Genomic DNA, 20,153 nt, shown 5'->3' on the forward strand with positions numbered 1-20,153 from the left:
CATAGCGATGCTATGCTGAAATCAAGAAAACATCAGTATTTATGGCATTTGAAAACTTCATAACGAAGTTCTAATGCATAAAGCGAGTTTGATCCGATTCTCTTTTCATACCATTGTCTTTTCTTATGGCGTGCCCCTTTGGGTCAGGCTATTCGTTACAACTCCTCGTATCGTCTACCCTTCGACAAGCTCAGGAAGACAATACTTCGGGGTTTTCACTACTATCCTTCACGCAAAATACCGCCATTAAAGAAACCCTTAACTAATCTCTATCTACTAATCATTTTAATGAGCTCTGCTTCTGTATTTATGCAAAGATATCGATTAGAAATTTTTGGTTTTTTAAGAATAACTATCGGAATATTTACTGCTAAGGCCGCAGCTATTTTTTCTTCCAGTTTCCCATTACTCCCACTTTCTTTAGTAAAAATTACAGCTGGAGATAGTTTGGTAAATAACTCCGTTTCAGCTGCTTTAGATTGAGGATATCCAAATAACAACTTTGTTTTTGGAAACCCAGTTTCATCGGCAATCACCCTAGAGCTATCGCGATCCAAAATACGAAACCAGGTGAGATGCTCTTCCCAATAAGATCGCAATTTTGTAATGGTTTGCACTCCCGAAAGTGCCAATAATGAACTATAGTTGTTTTTATTAAAACAACGTATCGCTTCTTCAAAACTATCTACATAAAATACTTTTTGATTTAGTATTCTGGGAGAAAATTTTCTTTGAAAACGTATCAAAGGTAGTGCAATCGAAATATCAGAAATCATTTGATGCAATTGTACCGCAAAAGGGTGAGAAGCATTAACAATATGTGTAACCTCGTGTTTCTTGCAAAAAGTTTCTAATAGAGAACCTGTCATCACTCCATGAATTGGAATTCCTTTTCCTTCATAATCCACTTTTGTTTTGGTCGAATAGTAATACGGATATTCTAGTTCATCCAATATTCTGGCGACTTGTTTCCCTTCTGTGGTACCTCCAAAAACGAGTATCATGAGGATTGAATTTCTTTTTCTTTTTTCCTGAAAATATGATGCCATTTATCATCATATAACCACGATCTGTTTTTACGAGCACCTACGGCTTCGCCCACTACAATAAGTACAGTACGAGTTAGCTTATTTTTTTTGATGATAGTAGTTAGTTCAGAAAGGGTACCCGTCCATACTTCTTCATCTTCCCAACTTACACGGTATAGTATCGCTAATGGTGTATTTTCTGGATAATGTTCCAGAAGCTGTGCTTGTATTTTTTTAGCTATACCTACACTTAAAAAAATACACATAGTAGCTCTTAATTTTGCCATATCAGCAATTTTTTCGTGCTCTGGCATTGGTGTATTTCCCTCTCCTCGGGTAAGGATAATAGTTTGTGCTACTTCGGGAATGGTAAATTCTGATTTGAGATATGCAGCTGCCGCCTGAAATGATGAAATTCCCGGAACGATATAATAATCGTATCCTTTTTCATCAAAAATAGTCATCTGTTCCTGTATCGCTCCATATATAGAAGGATCCCCAGAATGTAAGCGTACAACAGATTTCCCTTGTTTATAATATTGATCAATAATCATTATTTGCTCTTCTAAGGTCATCGATGCAGAATTACGTACCAATGCGCCTTCTTTTGCCATATGTGTCAAAGCTTCTGGCACCAAACTCCCGGCATATAAAATACAATCTGCATTTTCTAGAATATACTGCCCTTTTAAGGTCAATAATTCTGGATCTCCCGATCCAGCACCCACTATTGCAATACTTGCTTTACGCTCATATCTGGCCGACAAGCTTAATGCATAGGTAAATTTCTTACCAGACGGCGTGAGAGCTTTTGTTTTTTCGACCAGCCACGTTGATTGACCTGCTATTAATGCCGCAGCTGCTTCAGAAACGCCATAAACACCTACTTTTTTCTTTACAACTTCTGAAGGGTTGGCAACTATAATGGTATTGAGTTCTTCGCCTGTATAGGTAATAAAAGGAATATTATAATACGCTGCAAAATCAAGATATGCTTGTTCCTCATTCTTAATAGTTGCAGATCCAATAGCGTAGATACTTTCTATCGCGATATGCTGTTCTTCTAATGCAGATTCTAATCCTTTCATTAGTAGTTGAGGCTCTATACCTTTTGCGCATCCACTACCTAATGCCACACAAGGAGGGTAGAAAGAAAGAAGAGGAATCTCTGTAGTAACAAGTTCATAACCCACATATAGTATTAATTCATAGTCGCTATGTTCAAAATCTTTCTGATCATAATAAATATCCACAAAATCCGGACAGGTTTTCTCCAGGTGTTGAACTCCTTTATTCTTAACTTTTAGAACTAATGCTGTAGATTTCCTATTCACAAACAATGACACGACCTTATTAGTAGGAATAGAACTTTTCATTTTCCATCCATAAGTTTCTGCCAACATATCCAATGCCCATAGGTTTTGCAAATCACTAGATGTAGATAACACGGCTTGCGCATTAAGGATTCTACTGATTTGAGTTGTGAGCGTATTGGCTTTACCAATATGACCGCTAAGTACAGCTTGTACAAATTTACCCTGATCATCAACATTAATCACAGCGGGATCACTTGTCTTATCTTTAATATGTGCAGCGATACTACGCACACAAATCCCTAATGCTCCGACAAAAATCCATGCATCATAGTTATGAAATGAATCTTCTATCAATTCTAATACCGAATTGATTTGCTTTATATCTTTACTAGCTTCTACAGTTCTTGTTGTAAACAGCTTAGAGCGATAAAATTCTTTTTGCAAGGTTTTAGCAATAGATACTCCCTGATCTGTAAAACAGAGTATTGCAACTTTTATAGTGTGTTCTGACATGTGTTTTTTGAAAAAGCTATTAAATTATATCATTTGTATTTTGAATTTACTGGCAAAGAAAATTAAGGTTTTTTTGTTTCAGTAAAGAATAAAAATCAAGCATAGCAGGGCTACGGGTTATTTTTATTCTGAAACTGAGATGAAAAAAGAACATTTTATTCCAGTAGATTTAAAGTGCAAATGGTATTACTCCTACGACACAAAGATATTAGGTTATTAACGTCTTAAAAAATGTTTATTAAGATTATACATACTTGTTATGCAAAAAACCAAAAATCAACAACAGGTTTTTTATTCCATAAGACGAGTAATTCTTCTATTTCTTTTTTCCCTGTTGGAGATGCTACCACAATAATTACCTGGGCATTCTCGACTGTTTTGATATCGTCATAATGCTCTAATCGTACTCCATAGATGTCCTTTCCTATTTTTCTCTCATTATCACATACCCAATGAAATTCATCAGTATAAGATTGTAAGAGTTTGGCCATATCTTTTCCGTTTTTCCCTGCGCCCCATAGTACTAAAGGTCGTGTTCTATCTCTATCTAATTCATAGAAAAAGCGTAGCTTAAGGTCAAAATATCGATTGTCTTTGTATTCTTCCCAGGTACGTGAGATTCTATCAGATCGATCTCTCCAGTGATGTAGAATTTTATCAATCCCTACAACTGTTAAACCTAACCTGTAGAATCGAAAACAGAGGTCGTAATCTTCTGGGTATATAATTGGATCAAAAGCACCTGCAGCATCAAAATCTTCTTTGTGTAGTAACCAACAATGAGACGGGATAACACATTCTCTATAAATCTCTTGATAGTGAGTACTTGTTCTGGCAACTTCATTAAGCCATTTTTCGTATTTAAGAAACCCATCACCCACAACACCTTCGTCAACAAAATGCTCAGTTCCTCCTGCAATCACAGTTCCTTTTCCATATCTACTCCATTCTTCTACAAGTACTTCTATTTTATACGCTGGCATTTTATCATCAGAATCCATTCTGTTGATCAATGTTCCTTTGGTTTCGGCATATCCTACTTGTAGTGTTGGGATTAATTTAGGTCTATCACTATTAAAAAATCGAATTCTAGAGTCTTTTGCAGCATACTCCTGCAAAATTTTTGGGCTATCATCTGATGAGTGATCATTTACTGCGATAAGTTCCCAGTTTTGATACGTTTGTGCTAGAATAGAATCTAAGCAATCTCGTAAATAGGGAGCCGTATCTTTGACTGCCATTATAATAGTAACTAGTGGTTGATTTGTCATTATCTTAAAGGTTTTCTCCAGGAATTCGGCAGCTTTTTTGTTATTTCAATGTTTTGGAATTCTTTACTAGAACGAGCCCCATGAGTCTTTACCCATTTGGCCATTTCTAAAAGCCCGGTTTCTAAATCTATATGTTTTTTGGGATTAAAAACAGTATCAAATTTTGAATGATTAGCATAGGCGTGAGTCACTTCCTCCCGTTTTTCCAGTTGTTCTATATTTAGTTCTGATTGCATTGCATTACTTACCGCTATTGCCAGTTCTTTTACAGAGTATACTGCATCATTTCCTATATTAAAAACTGTATTATGTGCTTCGGGTATCGTTACCGAACTAGCAATATAAGGTGCAATATCATCAATATGTGTAAAAGCTCTTGTTTGCTTACCATCTCCAAAAATGGTTAAAGGTTTATTTTCAAGAATTTGATTCATAAATATCCCAACAACATTACGATATTTATCTCCTATATTTTGATGTCTTCCGTATACATTATGAGGTCTGAAAATAATATAATCCATACCAAACATCTTCTGTGCATTTATCAGGTCCAATTCTACAGCATACTTTGCTATTCCATAAGGATCTTCCGGTTGCGGAAATTGTGTTTCTACCAATGGCAATGTATTTGTCCCATAGACCGCAATAGAAGAGGTGAAAACAAAACATTTCACTTCATGAACTACCGATGCGTTAATCAAATTAACACTACCGATCAGGTTATTCTGATAGTTGAAATTTCTAATAAAATGGCTTAATCCTTCAGCTGCATAAGCAGCCAAATGATAGACATAGGTGAACTTATACTTATCAAAAAGAGTATGTATTAAGGTAACGTCTAGTATCGAACCTTCATAAAATAGTGCTGCTGAGTTTATATTTTCCTTATCTCCTCCCGAAAGATCATCTAAAACGATAACCTGGTGATTTTGTTTTAGTAAATGATTAACCACATGCGAACCTATGAATCCCGCTCCGCCGGTTACAAGTGAAGTTATTTTCACACGTTTAATTTTTTAATGCTCGTTTCATTTGACAAACCTACATAAATTGATCATATATGGGACAGGTTTTGTTTAAAATGAATTATTTTCAAGATCTGTAATAGGGCTTGTTATAAACTTTCTGTTGTTTACACTCCTTATATAACAAGCCTTGTAAACAGACGCTAATGATTCTAAAGCCTATAACGATAATCCAATATGAGAAATGGAGTTATGCGGGTATTTGGGAGTGATTCGATCAAGTCTTCTGTGTCTGATCCTGGGCAATAACCTTCATTCAATAAAATGTTTTCATAAGTGACACACCTATTATTATCGTTAGTTTTTGTTGCTTTATCAATAATAATTTCAACATTCGGTGATGAAATGTTTTTAGTATCTATAACTTCTACAATAAGATTATTTGTAAATAATTTTTCAGAAGAAACAGTACTTATAACACTGTTGGTTTCTTCTACCTCTGTTTCTATTTCTATCTTTTTGATGTCGAGTTTGGACATATCACCATCCTTTCTAAAAGAATATAGAACAGCAGCACCAATCATCAGCAAACTAAGTAGTTTATTTTTTTTCATAATCATGTTCTTTTCCTAATACTTAGACACAAAAGTATACACTATATGAAGTGAAGAACACACTGGAAACCGTGAATTTTATTAAAAACGAGCAAGCCAGATACTGAATAAAAAATTAGGTTCTTATTTGGTTTTAGATCTTAATTTTATTGCTTTAAGCAACGTAATTGGATTGTATTCATCAAGTGACAGTATGGATTCTTCTACGATAGTATACCCTATTTTATTGCAACCCGCTTTAAAAGCTTGTACCGAACTTTCTTTGACAGCATTGATTACTATACAGGTTTCAAGTTGTAAAACCGGAGCGATCTTTAGAAAAAGTTCTTCTAACCTCCCCCCGTGACCACCAATAAAAATCGCTTTAGGTTTTGCAAACTGAGTAAGATCTTGCTCAAAAAAATCTCCCATTACTACCTGAATACCAGGAACGCCAAAACATTTCTGATTTTCTATCATAATTGCTTCACATTGTGGTCTTTTTTCGAATGCAACTACGGCTATATCTGGGTTCTTTAATTTTGCTTCTATACTAACAGATCCAGTACAAAAGCCGATATCCCATACTATATCAACATTAAGAATATCTAAATAATGCAAGGTCATTAATCGAATAGGCATTTTGGTAATCATCTTAGGCCTGCCAGGTAAGCCTTTAAAATCAGTGTCGCTTATCCCAAAATCAATTTGGCGATGTTCTGTTTTTTTTAGGATAACACAATTCAGTGAGTGAAACTTCATTGTTGAAGCTTCCAATAAAGATAATTTCTGAAATTTTTCCTGTTCTCCTTCTATGTCTTCTCCTACAATAATTTCATAATTATCATATCCATACTCCAAAAGTCTTTTTGCAATGATAGCTGGAGTTTTTTCTGTATCTGTAAGCACTCCTATACTTTCTTTTTGTTGGATTAAGATAGTATCTAATGCTTTCCAGCTTCTTCCGTGCACACTTACGGTTTCTAACCGGTTACTATTCAAATGCATTGCATTAGCCAATAATTGAATCGAACTAAAATAAGGAATCGTTATGATTTCTGCATCTGGATATTTATTTTTTAATGTATTCGAAAATCCATAAAACAGTGGATTTCCGGAAGCAAAAACAATAATCGGTACTGCTGCTTTTTCATATGCCTCGAATACCTGAGACATCGGAGATTGAATAGCTATCCATTGATGATTTTTGGGAAGATAGTCTTTGACCAATTCATAATGACGTTTTCCTCCGCTAAAAATACGAGTATCCAGAATGTTCTGTTGTTGTTCTGTCGTGAAATCCGGGGTCTTATTTCCGATACCTATAATATGGAAGATCATAGTGCTATTGATATTGTATGTATTCTCATAGAATCAACAAAGCTACAAAGTTAAAGTTTATAGAAATCAAAATATTTATCACTTCTCACTAAAACTCCATTCTTTCTATCATTTACAATTGTTTAGCGTTAAAGCAAAATATATTCAGTTATTTTAAATGAAAATATAACCTTTCAACTTAATCCAATAGCAAAAAAACTATATTTGCGCCCGATAAATGGTTTTTCACCTATGGTGAAAATTAAAAGGGAATTTGGTGAGAATCCAAAACTGTTCCCGCAACTGTAAGATTCACAAAAAGTAGTACCATAAAACCACTGTAGCAAAGGCTATGGGAAGGAGGTATTTACCGAGTTAAGTCAGGAGACCTGCCATAAAATCTAAATAATTATTAACTCTCGGGTAAAGAGTGAAAATAATAATAACTGCCTTTAACCTAAAAGGTAGCTTTTATTTATTTCTGCATTTTTCCCTGCTTAATCTCAATTTAAAAAATGAAAAAATTAGCATTATGCAGTGTCTTATTGTTATGGGGTTTCATTACCTATGCACAATCAAACATTACAATTACTGGAACTGTAAAAAGTCAAATTTCCGAAAAAGGAATTTCTAATGTTTCTGTTTATATACAACAGACAAATCACGAAACAATTACAGATGAAAAAGGAAAATATTCGATCTCATTAGAAAAAGGAAATTACAATATTTTGTTCTCTGCCATTAGCTATCAACAAACTATTAAAAATATTATTTTGGATAGAGAACCTCTCATTTTGGATGTAACACTTAAAAAAAACATTACTGGATTAGAAGAAGTATTTATTAATGGAGGAAACAATAAAACCAATAAGGAAATACTAAATGTTAACAAATTAGGAATCAAAAATATAGACATCCCTGTAACCACTAATAGTGTTAATGGTGAAATTATGCAACAACGTAATGTTTTTGATATCGGAGATGCAGTTAAAAGTGTTACAGGTGTAAGGCCTATAAATAGGTATGGAGGTTTCCAAACTTTTAGAATTAGAGGATTTAATAATTTTGTTATGCTAGTTGATGGTGTTAGAGATGAAAGGCACAACATATCTACAAGTGCACCTTCTACGAATCTGGTAAATGTAGAGAGAATAGAGGTACTCAAAGGGCCTGCAGGGGTTCTATATGGTCATTCGGCATTAGGAGGAATTATAAATATAGTCCGTAAAAAACCTACCTATAACCAAAAAGCTAATTTTAAAGCTACTTATGGTAGTTATGACACTTATAATATTGAAGGAGGTATTAGTGGTCCAGTTTCAGATAAATTACGTTATAGAATAGATATAGGAATGACACGTACCCAAGGGTGGAGAGATTATGGCATAGCGACTAATAATGGATCCTTAATGTTAGATTATACCCCTTCGGCAAATGACAAGTTAGCTTTCTACTTTCAGACTAATAAAGATGTATATGATACAGATACGGGTATTCCTGTAGGTGAAGATAGCTCTATTATTTCAGGAATGGATCCAGAGACCAGATACAACGACCCACAGGATTATTTAAAACACAAGCGTCTTGATTATCAAATAAAATACTCACATGATTTTAATCCTAATTTAAAGTTATCAAATCTCTTATCGTATTCAAATGATGATATAGATTATCTTTCTACAGAATTTCTAGAGTTAAATCCAACTAAAGATTCTATCACCAGAGCTTTCCCGTTTTATTTTAATCATCAAACTAAAACTTTGCAAAATCAATTAGATTTAAGCTACACATTCAAAACAAGTACTATAGAACATAAGACATTACTAGGGAATTCTATCAGTATTTTAGATCGTAAGACTTTTAGAGGAGAAGTAATCGGTCCTGGAACTTTTACAACTATTTCTGTTCAAAACCCTACTTTAAACCAAGGGTACATTGAGGCAATAGATAATAAAGTTGATATAAAAAAGGAGGTAGTATATGCATTTTATTTGCAAGATTGGATTAAATTTTCTGATAAATTTAAAGCACTAATAGGACTACGTTATGATACATTTACCGGAACTTATTATAGAGATATTATTAATAATAACAGAGCCTTAATTACTTCTGGAGTTCGCACAAAAATCCCTTCATCTTCATTCTCATATCGTGCTGGTATTGTTTACCAACCTGTTAAAGATATGATTAGCATTTTTGCTTCATACTCAAACTATTTTAAACCATCAAGAAGAGTAACTCCGAATGGAAAAGTATTTGACCCTGAAACAGGTTTTCAAAATGAATTAGGAATCAAGTTTCAAAAAAATGATCTGTTTACTGCTACACTTTCGGCTTATTTTATGTTAAAAAATAATATCGTAGAAAAAACAAGTGTCGATGATTACCAGCAAATAGGTTCTGCAGATTCTAAAGGCATAGAATTAGATATTGAATCAAAACCTTTTGAAGGATTTTATATTAAAGCAGGGTATGCTTTTATAGATGCCAAAATTAGAGATTATAATAAAACGCTACAAACTATACCTGCAGGAAACAGGTTACCATATGCTCCTAAAAATTCTATTAATTTCTGGGGAAATTATGAATTTCAGAAAGGGTATTTACACGGTTTAGGAATCGGTTTAGGACTAAATTACGTAGGTGAAAACTATACCAACTCAAGTAATACATATACATTACCTTCGCATACTACTATAGATGGATCCCTTTATTATCAAGCAAAAAAAGTTAGAATAGGATTAAACATAAATAATATAGCCGATACACTTTATTTTACCGATGCGATCTATTCAAATCAGTTTTTTCCTGGCCAAGGAAGAAACTATAAATTAAGTTTGGCATATAAGTTTTAAACAAATTTAAAAGGAGAATGTATCGATGCAATCTAACTATCGGTGCATTTTCCATTACTTTAATAAAATCTATAATTAGATACTCTGAAATATTATAAAAACAGATGAAAAAGATTATTTCTTTACATCATTGGCTTGGCACTTTTTTTTGTGCCTTATTCTTAATTTGGTTTTTATCAGGCTTTGTTATGATGTACCAAAGTTTTCCACATCTAAGTGAAACTGAAAGAATAGAAATGCTTTCTAATTCAGTAAGTACTGAAGTATTACCCCCTAAAAATGTTTTTAAAAATGATACTATTGGCGAGATATCTCAACTTAGACTGAATTATGTTCTCAATAGACCCGTTTTTCATTTGATTACAGGTCAGGGGAATTTTTTTTCCAAATATGCAGATAATGGACAAAAAGTGACCTTAACAAAAGAGATGGCATTAAAAATTGCAACAAAAAACACAGGAATAGCGGCTAATTCAACTGTCCAAATATTAGCAGAGCTAGACCAATGGATTCCAAGAACAAAGTATCTACCACATATGCCCATTTTCAAAATTGAATTTGAGGATAAAAACAATACGTTGGTTTATATCTCATCAATAACGGGAGAGCTACTTGCTATAAATACCAGTTCTGAAAGATTTTGGTCGTGGTTGGGTGCTATTCCTCATTGGATTTATTTTAAGGATATTAGAATTCATAATACATTATGGAGACAACTGGTAACATGGTTAGCCGCATTAGGGTTCATCATGGTAATTACAGGTATAATTACAGGATTGGTGAGATACAAAAAGAAACCAAAGGCAAAATTTAAAAGATTCAAAAACAAATGGTACAATTATCATTATTATTTTGGATTGGTTTTTGGGGTATTTGTATGTACCTGGATTTTTAGCGGATGGATGAGTATGACACCTTTTGAATGGACTCCCAGTACACAATTACAAAAAGAAGAAGTTCTAAAATGGCAAGCGCAAAAACATACTATAAATTATTATAATGAAGATAGTTGGAGTGGTTTTTTAAATCTGCAAAAACAAAAGAAATTTAAAGAAATAAGTTTTAATTTTTTTCAAAACAATGTTTACGCCCAAGTTTTTTTTCAAAATACAAGTTCTTTATATAGTTTATATAGTGCTAACCCTTCTTTAAGTATAGATAGCTATCAAAAAGTTATAAATTCTTTTTCTTCCGAAAATGGAGTGAAAGAAAGTATTCTCCTCAAAGAATATGATAATTATTATTATAGTCGACATAATGATAAAGATTTGCCCATAATTAGAATTAAAACCATTAAAAATGTAACCTATTATATCAACCCAAAAACAACTAGAGTGGTATATAAATGTGATACAAAAAACAAAATCCAACGTTGGATTTATCACGGTTTACATAGTTTAGATTTCTCATTTCTGGCATGGAACAGGCCGTTATGGGATATTGTTCTTTTTATTTTATTAACAGGAGGTACAGCACTTAGTTTTTCGGCAACTGGATTAGGGGTTAAATTCATCAGAAGAAAAAATAGACGAAGGATAAAAAGAAAAGAGAAAAAATTTAAAAAATAAAGTTTTACAATAGAATATCATTACTATACTATTACTTTACAATTTGGTTACAGTAATTTTTGTATAAAAAAAATCACAAACCTCAACCAGAGCAATCTATTTTGCTAAAAGTGAAGAATAGTAACATCTTCGATTATTTATATTTTTCTTCAATCACCACCTCTTTTTGAAGTTTTTTACGATCCCATTTTTTTAATTCTAATTCGGGTTGGTTATAAAACATGTCGGTGTATCCAAAGCATAAATACCCTATCAATTGGTTTTTTTCTGGAGCTCCAAGTACTTGTTTTACTTTTTCTGGATCCAAAATACTCACCCATCCCATTCCTATATTTAAGGATCGTGCCATGAGCCACATATTTTGTATCGCACAAACCACACTGTATTTACCCATATTAGGCATACTTGTCTGTCCTAAAACAGGGCCTTCTGCAGGTTTATAAAACACTGCCATATTTAGAGGAGATTCTAAAATCCCTTCTAGTTTAAGCTTGATGTATTCTTTTTGCTTTTCGTCTGTAAATTGTTGTGCAGCACGTGCCGTTTCTTCAGAAAAAGTTTCTTTTACAGCTTGCTTCGTTTTTTGATCCTGGATTAATACAAACTCCCAGGGCTGTGAAAACCCAACAGAAGGAGCTGCCAATGCAGCTTCTATGATCCTATCAATTGATTCCTGAGATACAGGAGTGTTTAAAAATCGATTCCCTCGAACATCCCTGCGATGCGCCATTATCTCTTCGAGCAATGCTTGTTCTTTATCATCAAATATACGTTGCGGATGCTCTTTCATTTGTTTTTATAATTTAGCTTCTTCTAGAGTAAATGCTGCATTAATTATGGCTGCTGCAAAATTACTACCTCCCCGTTTTTCGGTAATTAACGCATATGGAATATGGGATATTGTCTTTAATCGTTCTTTAGATTCAATTACATTGATAAATCCTACCGGTGCTCCAATAACTCCTGTTGGAGATAATATTCCAGCTTGAATCTGATCTGCAATCTCAATTAATGCCGTCGGTGCATTTCCGATAACAAATAGTGCATTGGGATATTTTTTTGCAGCAAGTTTTATTCCCGCCTGTGTTCGTGTTAATCCTTCTTTTTCGGCAAGCTGAAGAGATTCTTTATCGTTTAACAAACAAATTACCTGGTTGCCATATTTAGCGGTATACGCTTTTGTAATTCCTGCAGCCACCATAGTTACATCGGTAACGATAGTTCCTCCATTTTTAAGATAATCATGCCAGGTAGCAATTGCCTGTTTAGAAGTTTTCAGGTAATTTATATATTCAAAATCACCAGAAGTGTGAATACATCGTATAGCTGCCCATAACGTGTCTTTTGCTAATGTATTTGGCGGAATATTATTTAATATCTCATTAAAACTAGCTTGTTGTATTTCTACACCGGTCTCTGGTTTTCTGTTTAAATATCCTCTTGGAGTAATGAGATGATCTTTATATCTAAAGGTCTGGCTATTTCCTATCAACACCACACAAAACATATCGACTTCATTGACATTTAAATCTCCTAAAGTGGTAATTTTTATCTCTTCTTCTACTCTTCCTAATTGCTTACATATTGCTACAGGGGTTGTTGCAGAGCGGTATTGCAAATAGATATTTTTTAAGGCCTGAAGCTGCCAATACCGTTTTTTACTTTTTGGGTTATATAATCCTGTTACAAAATCTCCCATAGCCGCAGCATGGATACGTTTCTCTATTGTGGTCCATGGAGTCATCAAATCAGATAATGAGATACAACAAAAATCATGTCCTAATACAGCTCCTAATTTACTGCCGGCAGTAATAAAGGCCGAAATTCCTGGTACCGTTTCTACAGGGATATCTAATTTTTGTTCTGCAACTTTTTGGTATACAATAGATGCCATTGCATATATACTGGCATCACCCGAGCCAATAACAACAACATGTTCTCCTTCTAAAGCATGTTGTATTGCAATTTCTGCTCTTTTTTCTTCTTCGCTTAATTCTTTACCTATACATAAGGTATCAGGGCGTACTAAATGTTGTATAAATTGAAAATAATAGTGATATCCTATGATTACTGAGGCTTCTGAAATTGCCTGTGTAGCCATCGGAATGATATAATCTGAATGCCCGGGACCTAGCCCTACAACTTTGATCATTGTTTGATAATTAATAAAGAGAAATATGGAATTTCTCTATTGGTCAGAGTGTTTAAATCTGTTGTTATATATTCTTGATTGGTTCCTAAACGTTCACAATAATAACATTTCCAATCTTTCTGTACTAATTCTAACTGAAAATCATTCCATCCAGAGCGTATTTTCATTAATATTACGGTATCGAATTCTAAAAAATATTTAGAGATTTCTGCGATATTTTTTGCTCTTGGAACGATCGCAATTTTATCGTTAAGTAAACTTAATGGTATTTGGTGTTGCGATGCGCCCAGCGAAAAAGAATTGATTCCCGGCACCAAAGATACTGGTAATTGCAACTCTTGAAGCTCTGCTAATATATACGAAAAAGAAGCATATAAGCTAATATCACCTTCGCATACAATTGCTATTTTTTTTCCAGAACGACAGGCTTCTTCAATGTCTTTTACCGTTGCTGCATATGTTTCTGAAGCCTTTTTGCGGTCGTATGACATATTTAGGAAAAATCCTTTCAGTTCTTTATGCTCTAATCCGTGATATTGCAATATAGGATACACAAAGCTCTTTTTTTGATCTTTGGTAATAGATCCCGGATAAAAGATAAGATCAACTTCTTTTAATATTCGTAGTGCTTTAAGCGTAAGAAGCTCTGGATCTCCAGGTCCTAAAGCTATTCCATAAATTGTATGCAAAACCGTTATATTCTTTTCTTTTTTCTTTTATATAAAAACAACTGCCATTTTTCTTCTGCCACCCCGGCTTTATCCATTTCTGCTCTAGCCATGGTGAAGAATAAATCTGATAATCTATTAATATATGCAACCACATATTCTTCTACAGGTTCTGGATCTTCGTGCATTAAGGTAACTAATCTACGTTCACCTCTTCTGATTTGCGTTCTGCACACGTGACATAACGCTGAAATTTCATTCCCTCCAGGTAATAAAAAATAGTCAGATGGAGAACTAATATTGGCTTCCATCTCATCCATCCATTGTTCACAAAAATCCGCCCCGTCTTTAGGCCTGGGGTTAGGATTTTCTTTTTTAGAATCTGATGGCCTTGCGAGATGTGACATCATATCCATAAGATCTTTTTGGATTTTGTGAAGATTTGGCTGCCACTCATGGTCATTACTTAGTTTTGCACGTAGTAATCCAATAGTAGAATTCGCTTCGTCTAAAGCTCCGTTACATTCTATACGTGCTGAATCTTTAAATTCTCTTTTTCCTCCAAAGACTCCGGTCTTACCTGTATCTCCTTTACGTGTGTATATTTTCAAGGGATTAAAATTTTAAATTAATACTGAAATCATGTAAATGAATAGTTATACTCCTTCTCCTATCATCAATTTTTCTTCTAATATCTCTTGAATCTTTTGCTCTTCGAGTAGTTCTCCGATAATCACTAATCGAGTAGCCTTGATTTCTCCATCGATCCATTTTCTGTCAAAATAGTTTTCAAATCGATCCGCAACTCCCTGAACAATCATACGCATTGGTTTACCAGGTACATGGATAATTCCTTTAATCCTGTAGATATGGTGTTCTGCTACCAATGCCTTTAAATTTTTGATTAGAGTTTCTGGAGTATGAGGTGCCTTAATTTCTATCACAATAGAATTAATCGAATCATCATGATCATGGTCGTGATGATGATGTCCATGCTCATCATGGTGATGGTGATGGTGTTCTTCGTGGTGAGAATGCTTATCATCTACATGATCTTCGGCTTTAGCATCAATCCCTAATAATACATCGGCTGGGATATTACCTTTTACTGCAGAAATCAACTTGATGTTGCCACCAACACGATTCTGGATAATATCTCTGACTTGATTATATTCTTCTGTATTGATTAAATCTGATTTGGTCATTATAATCAAATCTGCACAAGAAAGCTGATCTTCGAATAACTCTTCGATAGAAGATTCGTGATCCAGATTTTCATCATCTAATCGTTGAGATTGTACTTTATCACGGTCACATATTTCTCCTGTGGCCTGCCCTACACAATCAACAGCAGTAATTACAGCATCTACAGTGATTTGTGGTTTCAAATCAGGCCAGTTAAAAGCTTTTAGTAATGGTTTAGGCAATGCTAACCCTGAAGTTTCTATAATAATATGATCAATATCTTGTTTACGCTCCATCAATTGAAGCATGGTGGGTAAAAATTCCTCCTGTACCGTACAACAAAGACATCCATTACTCAATTCTAATATATTTTCTTCTTCACATCCACAGTCATTACCTTTTAGAATTTCTCCATCCATTCCTAATTCTCCAAATTCATTAACGATTATTGCTAATCGTCTGCCGTTTGCATTTTTAGCAATTTGATGTATCAAAGTTGTTTTACCAGATCCCAGAAATCCTGTAATAATCGTTACAGGTATTTTTTGTGTGTTTAAAGCCATATAATTCTTATCAAAAATGATTCTAAGCAAAACTATCTATTATAGCTTAAAGGAAAAAACAAATTGTGATATGTTTATCTAAGATTTTGCCAGATAATGAATTTTATAAAAAACAACACCAATATAAAAATACACAAGGGATAATAGATAATTTAGACACAAGTATTCTCTTTTTATTTACAAAAAGCCAGTTATAGAAATAACTGGCTTTTTCAATAGAAAGGGAATAAACAAATATTATTTATATCATACTTTTTTCTTACGTAAGTCTGTATTAAAGACAACTCCAAATTGAAGAAATGCTTTTCCTGTATTTCTTAATCTTTGGTATAAAAGTCCGGTTTGAAGATTAACATTTTTAGATAATTGGTAACCTAGTCCTCCGTAGAGTCGGTTTCTATCAAAAAACTCTTCTTCGCCATTGATAAAAATTTCATCATAGACCCCAACAAACAATGTTCCTTTTTCAATTTTGGGTTTATTAAGAGGTAAAAAAAGCATCAAACGATATCTAAAACGTGTTTTGAAATCACTTTTGATAAAACGTTCCTCTACACGATAGCGATGTTCAAATTTTACTCTTCCAAGGTTGTTGGTTGTAATGAGTTGTTGCCAAATACGATGCTCTTCTACTTCGGGGCTTGTACGTTCTGATTCATAGATATGATTACTAATATACGCGTAACCTGCTGTTGCAAAAGCATTTTCAGCAAAATGATAATTAAGGCCTGTTCTTAACAATAATTGTTCAACATTAACAGGAGCAATGGTATGATTTCGGTATTGTACTTCTGTATGAATACTAAACTTCTCACTTATTTTATTTGTTCCAAAATACATCAACCAATTTCCTGTATCATCCTGACTAAAAATGGATGTAGGTATTAAAAACAGAAGTACTAAAAAATAAAAAAAACTAAATTTTGATTTCATGTCTAAAAGAATTTTACTCCGCCGGTTTTAATGTCATACATTCCGCCAACTATTTTTATTTCTCCTTTATTTTCCATTTCGGCAAGGACCTCACTTGAAGAACGAATATTGTCAATGGTCATGATTACATTTTTTTCTGCAACCTCATTTACAAAATCGATATTTTTTGAGTTTCTCAATGCATCATCTTTTGGTTCTTTAACCGCTTCAACTGCTGGTTCTATTTTGTTTATTAAGGCGGTTAAATTTCCTAGTCTGGCATGATCACATGCTCCTTTAACGGCACCACAGGCAGTATGTCCCAAGATCACCAATAGTTTTGTTCCTGCCAATTTACAGGCAAATTCCATACTACCTAAGATATCTTCGTTCACAAAATTTCCTGCAATTCGTATACTAAAAACATCACCCAGACCCTGATCAAAAATTAATTCTGATGATACCCGAGAATCGATACAACTCAATATAGTTGCGAAAGGAAATTGACCATTTGCAGTCTGGGTTACCTGTTGTAATAAATTTCGATCTGCCTTCAAATTATTTTGAAAGCGTTGATTTCCTTCTACAAGGGTCTTTAATGCACTGTTTGGGGTCATTGCATCTTGCGTTTCTTTTGTATGTGCTTTCATAATTATTATTTTTTGTTAGCCAGGACAAGAACTGGCACATTTGTTTTATTTATAGTTTGTTGAGCTTTATCATTGAGACCAATTGATTTGCTTAACTTTTGTTTGGTTTCTCTTTTTACACAAAGTAGTCCCAATTTATTTTTTTCAATGTATTTTGAGACACTATTACTATCATCCATTCCTTCTTCAAATTCAAAGATTACTGTATTTGCTACACTAGATTGTTCTTCAGGTTTCGAAAAGGTTATTGGTTTTTTAAGCTGAGAACCTGTTTTCTTAATTTTAAACAGCTTAAAAGGTTTATGAGTACGTTTTTTTAAATCCTGAACAATTTCAACTTCATTATTTAACGATGTATCATCAAGAAAACCAAGAGACACATCATGATAAGAAGTAAGGTTTTTATCACTTCCCGAAATAAGAATCTCACCTTTGTGATTCTTCAATAAATAAGATGTTAATCCATCTCCCAAAAAGTTTACCATTTTGGGTTTTCGTTTACCAATAACAACAACATCTGGCTGTGTTTTGGTAATGTGATTTTGTATTTCAGTAATAACATTTCCAAAAGTAAAACTATAAATGATAGGAATATTTTCTATATCTGATATAGTATCGACCAATTTTCGCATTGCCTTTTTTGAAGCAATTCTTTCTTCCTCTAATGTTCGCATTACAGCTATTTGGTTATCATATCGAACAACCTGCATAGGTGGTTTTACATAAAAAACCTCAATTCCTGCATCTATAACCTTTGCCAAATTTACAGCATTACGTAATGCTGTGTATGAGGATTTGGTTTGATCAATTAATACCAATAGCCTGTATTTTGATTCTAACATATTAGTTTTCATAAGTTTGTATTTTAAGCGCTTTTAGGGCGTAGTCTAAAAAATTGAATAAAGCTATCTGGATTTTCTATAGTACCTCTTTCTGAAATAAGCTGGATATCGATATTCCTATTCCTTGCTTTTTCGGAAAAGTCTTCAAGAATTTCGACAATATCGTTGTCTAAATACCTTGTTTTTCGAACATCAAGTTCTAAATAGGTATCTCTGGGAAGGCTGTCTAGTTCTTTAAGAATAGCTCCTTTATTAAAGAATGTTACTTCTTCTGCTAATGTCATCTTTATTTTATGCTTGCCGTTACTCTTATCTTCGATATGTAAGAAATGTGAGTTCTGAAAACTCTTAATCAAAATAACTACAATACCTACTAATAAACCTAATCCTATCCCTACCAAAAGATCTGTAAATACAATACCTGTAACTGTAACTATAAACGGAACAAATTGTTTCCAACCTAATCGATACATAGTTTTAAATAATCCTGGTTTTGCAAGTTTATACCCAACGATAAGAAGAATTGCAGCTAAAACAGATAATGGAACCTTATTTAAAAGTTTGGGTATTAAAATTACAGAAATCAATATCAAAAATCCATGTAAGATTGCCGCCATTTTTGATTTACCTCCTGATTGGATGTTTGCCGAACTACGAACAATCACTTGGGTAATCGGTAACCCTCCGATAAGCCCAGAAATAATATTTCCTGTGCCCTGCGCCAATAATTCGCGATTGGTAGGTGTTACCCGTTTACGAGGGTCTAGTTTATCGGTTGCCTCTACACATAATAAGGTTTCTAGACTGGCCACTAAAGCAATAGTAAACGCAGTTACCCATATTTGTGGATTGGTAATGGCTCCAAAATTTGGAAAACTAAATTGCGCTAAAAACGAAGATGCATCCTCTGGTACAGGTACACTTACCAGGTGTTCTGAAGAGATTCCCCAGGTACTATTTCCTGCTGTTACTACAAAGTATATAATACCAGCCGCAACTGCTACCAAAGGCCCTTGAATAAGCTTAAATACTTTTCCTTTTTTCGAAAGTACATTACTCCATAAAAGAAGAATTCCAAGACCGATAAACGCTATTAAGGTAGCTCCAGGACTAATAGCATTAATTGCGCTTAAAATCCCTGAAAACGTATTTTCTCCATCTATCTGGAAGAATGCAAAATCACCTTCTGGATCTGCATCATATCCAAAGAAATGAGGTATTTGTTTAAGTATGATAATGATACCTATTCCTGTAAGCATTCCTTTAATGACAGATGATGGAAAATAATATCCAATAATTCCTGCTTTCAAAAAACCAAATGCCAATTGTATCACACCTCCCAAAACGACTGCCATAAGGAAGTTTTGATACCCTCCCAATGCGCCAATAGCGGTTAATACAATTGCTGCAAGGCCAGCTGCTGGACCACTAACACCTATTTGAGACCCACTCATGGCTCCCACTACGATACCTCCTACGATACCTGAAATCAAGCCAGAAAACAGAGGAGCTCCACTGGCTAAAGCGATACCTAAACATAGAGGTAAGGCCACAAAAAATACGACAATACTGGCTGGAATATCAGCCTTAAAATTTTTAAATAAATTTGGATTATTCATAGCTATTTTGGTTTGAAAAATGCCATACCCCATTGGGCACAAAAACATTGATCAATTAATAATGTTATTATGTAAATTAATGAGTTCCATAGTAATGGAACCTGATTGAAATGCGGCAAGAATTCAGATTAAG

17 protein-coding genes and 1 riboswitch are annotated in these 20,153 nt (G+C 33.8%); of the genes, 2 read left to right on the forward strand and 15 right to left on the reverse strand.

The window, feature by feature from the left end:
- Positions 1–269 precede the first annotated feature (269 nt).
- The 6 genes from AAFU52_RS04820 to cbiE form a co-directional block, all read right to left on the reverse strand.
- A complete protein-coding gene (locus AAFU52_RS04820; RefSeq protein WP_438425719.1) occupies positions 270–1,004 on the reverse strand; it encodes a precorrin-6A/cobalt-precorrin-6A reductase in 735 nt (244 codons plus the stop codon).
- Positions 1,001–2,857, reverse strand: coding sequence for a precorrin-4 C(11)-methyltransferase (gene cobM / locus AAFU52_RS04825; RefSeq protein WP_438425720.1), 1,857 nt, complete (start codon positions 2,855–2,857; stop codon positions 1,001–1,003). The genes AAFU52_RS04820 and cobM overlap by 4 nt, the downstream gene beginning before the upstream one ends.
- 257 nt (positions 2,858–3,114) lie before the next feature.
- Entirely contained in the window at positions 3,115–4,128 is a 1,014-nt protein-coding gene (locus AAFU52_RS04830; protein ID WP_024771463.1) for a glycosyltransferase family 2 protein, read from the reverse strand.
- Positions 4,128–5,132: an NAD-dependent epimerase/dehydratase family protein gene (locus AAFU52_RS04835; protein WP_024771464.1), complete on the reverse strand. Its 1,005-nt coding sequence runs from the start codon at positions 5,130–5,132 to the stop codon at positions 4,128–4,130. The genes AAFU52_RS04830 and AAFU52_RS04835 overlap by 1 nt, the downstream gene beginning before the upstream one ends.
- 173 nt (positions 5,133–5,305) lie before the next feature.
- Positions 5,306–5,707: a hypothetical protein gene (locus AAFU52_RS04840; protein WP_438425721.1), complete on the reverse strand. Its 402-nt coding sequence runs from the start codon at positions 5,705–5,707 to the stop codon at positions 5,306–5,308.
- A gap of 123 nt (positions 5,708–5,830) precedes the next feature.
- Positions 5,831–7,027 carry a precorrin-6y C5,15-methyltransferase (decarboxylating) subunit CbiE gene (gene cbiE, locus AAFU52_RS04845; RefSeq protein WP_438425722.1) on the reverse strand — a complete coding sequence of 399 codons (1,197 nt, stop codon included), beginning with the start codon at positions 7,025–7,027 and terminating at the stop codon, positions 5,831–5,833.
- Between the two features lie 201 nt (positions 7,028–7,228).
- Positions 7,229–7,417: riboswitch (cobalamin riboswitch) on the forward strand.
- 104 nt (positions 7,418–7,521) lie between these two features.
- Here cbiE and AAFU52_RS04850 point away from each other — a divergent pair.
- Together AAFU52_RS04850 and AAFU52_RS04855 are read left to right on the forward strand one after the other, a co-directional pair.
- Positions 7,522–9,861: a TonB-dependent siderophore receptor gene (locus AAFU52_RS04850; protein ID WP_438425723.1), complete on the forward strand. Its 2,340-nt coding sequence runs from the start codon at positions 7,522–7,524 to the stop codon at positions 9,859–9,861.
- Between the two features lie 104 nt (positions 9,862–9,965).
- Positions 9,966–11,429, forward strand: a complete 1,464-nt coding sequence (locus AAFU52_RS04855; protein ID WP_438425724.1) for a PepSY domain-containing protein — start codon at positions 9,966–9,968, stop codon at positions 11,427–11,429.
- A 133-nt stretch (positions 11,430–11,562) separates the two neighbouring features.
- Here the strand turns inward: AAFU52_RS04855 and bluB are convergent, their stop codons facing one another.
- The 9 genes from bluB to AAFU52_RS04900 form a co-directional block, all read right to left on the reverse strand.
- Positions 11,563–12,219: a 5,6-dimethylbenzimidazole synthase gene (gene bluB / locus AAFU52_RS04860; protein ID WP_024771469.1), complete on the reverse strand. Its 657-nt coding sequence runs from the start codon at positions 12,217–12,219 to the stop codon at positions 11,563–11,565.
- A gap of 6 nt (positions 12,220–12,225) precedes the next feature.
- Positions 12,226–13,581: a precorrin-3B C(17)-methyltransferase gene (cobJ, locus tag AAFU52_RS04865; protein ID WP_438425725.1), complete on the reverse strand. Its 1,356-nt coding sequence runs from the start codon at positions 13,579–13,581 to the stop codon at positions 12,226–12,228.
- Positions 13,578–14,270, reverse strand: coding sequence for a precorrin-2 C(20)-methyltransferase (cobI, locus tag AAFU52_RS04870; RefSeq protein WP_024771471.1), 693 nt, complete (start codon positions 14,268–14,270; stop codon positions 13,578–13,580). Before cobI ends, cobJ begins: the two co-directional genes overlap by 4 nt.
- A gap of 5 nt (positions 14,271–14,275) precedes the next feature.
- Positions 14,276–14,860, reverse strand: coding sequence for a cob(I)yrinic acid a,c-diamide adenosyltransferase (locus AAFU52_RS04875; RefSeq protein WP_438425726.1), 585 nt, complete (start codon positions 14,858–14,860; stop codon positions 14,276–14,278).
- Between the two features lie 45 nt (positions 14,861–14,905).
- Positions 14,906–16,027: a cobalamin biosynthesis protein CobW gene (gene cobW / locus AAFU52_RS04880; RefSeq protein WP_438425727.1), complete on the reverse strand. Its 1,122-nt coding sequence runs from the start codon at positions 16,025–16,027 to the stop codon at positions 14,906–14,908.
- A gap of 216 nt (positions 16,028–16,243) precedes the next feature.
- Positions 16,244–16,930: a DUF2490 domain-containing protein gene (locus tag AAFU52_RS04885; RefSeq protein WP_438425728.1), complete on the reverse strand. Its 687-nt coding sequence runs from the start codon at positions 16,928–16,930 to the stop codon at positions 16,244–16,246.
- A gap of 2 nt (positions 16,931–16,932) precedes the next feature.
- A complete protein-coding gene (locus AAFU52_RS04890) occupies positions 16,933–17,559 on the reverse strand; it encodes a carbonic anhydrase family protein (protein ID WP_024771475.1) in 627 nt (208 codons plus the stop codon).
- 5 nt (positions 17,560–17,564) lie between these two features.
- Positions 17,565–18,413 carry a universal stress protein gene (locus tag AAFU52_RS04895; RefSeq protein WP_024771476.1) on the reverse strand — a complete coding sequence of 283 codons (849 nt, stop codon included), beginning with the start codon at positions 18,411–18,413 and terminating at the stop codon, positions 17,565–17,567.
- An 11-nt stretch (positions 18,414–18,424) separates the two neighbouring features.
- Entirely contained in the window at positions 18,425–20,020 is a 1,596-nt protein-coding gene (locus AAFU52_RS04900; protein WP_438425729.1) for a SulP family inorganic anion transporter, read from the reverse strand.
- Between the last annotated feature and the right edge of the window lie 133 nt (positions 20,021–20,153).

This window comes from Aquimarina macrocephali (assembly GCF_051627225.1).
GTDB classification, from domain to species: Bacteria; Bacteroidota; Bacteroidia; order Flavobacteriales; family Flavobacteriaceae; genus Aquimarina; species Aquimarina macrocephali.

Excerpts from the sequence above, each read along its gene's own strand:
- AAFU52_RS04840 (WP_438425721.1), bottom strand. The coding sequence starts at position 5,707 with ATGAAAAAAAATAAACTACTTAGTTTGCTGATGATTGGTGCTGCTGTT.
- AAFU52_RS04895 (WP_024771476.1), bottom strand. The coding sequence starts at position 18,413 with ATGAAAACTAATATGTTAGAATCAAAATACAGGCTATTGGTATTAATT.
- cobJ (WP_438425725.1), bottom strand. The coding sequence starts at position 13,581 with ATGATCAAAGTTGTAGGGCTAGGTCCCGGGCATTCAGATTATATCATT.
- AAFU52_RS04850 (WP_438425723.1), top strand. The coding sequence starts at position 7,522 with ATGAAAAAATTAGCATTATGCAGTGTCTTATTGTTATGGGGTTTCATT.
- AAFU52_RS04900 (WP_438425729.1), bottom strand. The coding sequence starts at position 20,020 with ATGAATAATCCAAATTTATTTAAAAATTTTAAGGCTGATATTCCAGCC.
- AAFU52_RS04890 (WP_024771475.1), bottom strand. The coding sequence starts at position 17,559 with ATGAAAGCACATACAAAAGAAACGCAAGATGCAATGACCCCAAACAGT.
- cbiE (WP_438425722.1), bottom strand. The coding sequence starts at position 7,027 with ATGATCTTCCATATTATAGGTATCGGAAATAAGACCCCGGATTTCACG.
- AAFU52_RS04820 (WP_438425719.1), bottom strand. The coding sequence starts at position 1,004 with ATGATACTCGTTTTTGGAGGTACCACAGAAGGGAAACAAGTCGCCAGA.
- AAFU52_RS04855 (WP_438425724.1), top strand. The coding sequence starts at position 9,966 with ATGAAAAAGATTATTTCTTTACATCATTGGCTTGGCACTTTTTTTTGT.
- bluB (WP_024771469.1), bottom strand. The coding sequence starts at position 12,219 with ATGAAAGAGCATCCGCAACGTATATTTGATGATAAAGAACAAGCATTG.
- AAFU52_RS04885 (WP_438425728.1), bottom strand. The coding sequence starts at position 16,930 with ATGAAATCAAAATTTAGTTTTTTTTATTTTTTAGTACTTCTGTTTTTA.
- AAFU52_RS04830 (WP_024771463.1), bottom strand. The coding sequence starts at position 4,128 with ATGACAAATCAACCACTAGTTACTATTATAATGGCAGTCAAAGATACG.
- cobM (WP_438425720.1), bottom strand. The coding sequence starts at position 2,857 with ATGTCAGAACACACTATAAAAGTTGCAATACTCTGTTTTACAGATCAG.